Origin of the sequence: Pseudogracilibacillus sp. SO30301A (assembly GCF_037072025.1) — a bacterium.
Taxonomy (GTDB): Bacteria; Bacillota; Bacilli; order Bacillales; family Amphibacillaceae; genus Pseudogracilibacillus.
Genome location: NZ_JAXHDD010000130.1, coordinates 1 through 1437, shown reverse-complemented (window position 1 = coordinate 1437; position 1437 = coordinate 1). Strand labels below are relative to the sequence as shown.

2 protein-coding genes are annotated in these 1437 nt (G+C 34.5%); both read right to left on the bottom strand.

What is annotated here, in order from left to right; all coding sequences use genetic code 11:
• Positions 1-139 precede the first annotated feature (139 nt).
• Positions 140-1042 carry an IS3 family transposase gene (locus SPD89_RS22755; RefSeq protein WP_336264229.1) on the bottom strand — a complete coding sequence of 301 codons (903 nt, stop codon included), beginning with the start codon at positions 1040-1042 and terminating at the stop codon, positions 140-142.
• A gap of 53 nt (positions 1043-1095) precedes the next feature.
• The gene (locus SPD89_RS22750) at positions 1096-1401 is read right to left on the bottom strand and encodes a helix-turn-helix domain-containing protein (RefSeq protein ID WP_336264228.1); all 306 of its coding nucleotides are present in this window, start codon (positions 1399-1401) and stop codon (positions 1096-1098) included.
• Between the last annotated feature and the right edge of the window lie 36 nt (positions 1402-1437).

The window sequence follows — 1437 nt, the reverse complement described above, 5'->3', positions numbered from 1 at the left end:
CCAGATTAATAAAACATCTGGATCACCTAACAGGTTATCATGCGTTGCTCCATATCAAGTCGCGATTGAATTTTAATTTGTGCTTCCCTTGGCAATATGGGAACAATTTCCTCTATCCATATTTTAGTTGTATACAGTTTTATAGACTTATCTCCCGAATGGGAATACTGCCATCCAACGTTAGTTGGAGATATTTTTTCGGTGAATAGTTACCTAAACTTCCATGAGGGCGAGTGTTATTATAAAAATCAATATAGTGATCGATATAGTAATAAGCTTCATCATAAAAAGTAAAGCTGTGTCGGTTGAAACATTCACGTTGAACTTGACTATGAAATGACTCAATATAAGCGTTCATATTAGGCGTTTTATTAGGGATTCTTTCATGGTAAATTTTTTGGTGTTGACAAAAGTCTCCGAATAATTCACTCACAAATTGTGGACCATTATCCGTTCGGATAATAAGTTTATTTTCAAACTCCCCTTCTTTAAAATGAACTTTTTGCCTGATTAGTGCTTTAGTAAGCATCATCTTGATGTCCTTCGCTCGACATGTTGGTCCCCTATACGCACCTACAATCTTTCGATCATATACATCAATTGCACAACATAAAAACACAAATTTATTAGAATCTGCAATATTTCCATATTTTATATCAACTTGCCATAGTTGATTTGGACCCGTAACCACACGGTTTTTAGCTAACTTTCTAGGATGCTTTGGCAGTTGAGTCTTTCTCTCTTTTAGGATACCTAACTCTTCACACATTCGATATACTTTTTTCTTATTAATAATTAAGCCAAACTGATCACGCAACAACGATGTCCATTTTTTATATCCTAATGCACCGATATTGTCATCTTGATGATATTCCATAAGATATTCCTCAATTTGTTCATCAGAAATTTTGTGGCCTTCCTTATGCATAGAATAGCCAGGGCATGGTCTGCCTCTTTTTGCTTGATTCTCTACTTTATTTCCCCCCATTCTGTCATAATATGTGGAACGATTGAGATCCAAAATATCCATTATTCGTTTGATAAAAAAACCTTTTGCAATCCACTCGTTCGCTATATGAAATAAAAAACCTAAGGTTAATTGCTTTTTTTTAATACATCTTTTAATACAGCTACTTCCAGTTCCTTTTCACCCAATAGTTTCATTGCCAATTCATATTTATTTTTATATTCTTTTTCGGTTGGTTCAACTGGAGTTATGTTTGCTCCCTCCAATTCCATCTGATCCTGGACTTCTGTCTCATACTCCTTCATCCACTTTCTAAGGGTATCCGGATGTACTCCAGCTGCTTTAGCTGTAGTAGCGTATTTATTTGTTTCAAGTGCCATTCTCACATATTTTTTCTTTAAATCCTCAAATATTTCAATTTTACTTTTTGCCATTTAAATCACCACCTTTATCGAGTATTTCCAAGACAA

Excerpts from the sequence above, each read along its gene's own strand:
- SPD89_RS22750 (WP_336264228.1), bottom strand. The coding sequence starts at position 1,401 with ATGGCAAAAAGTAAAATTGAAATATTTGAGGATTTAAAGAAAAAATAT.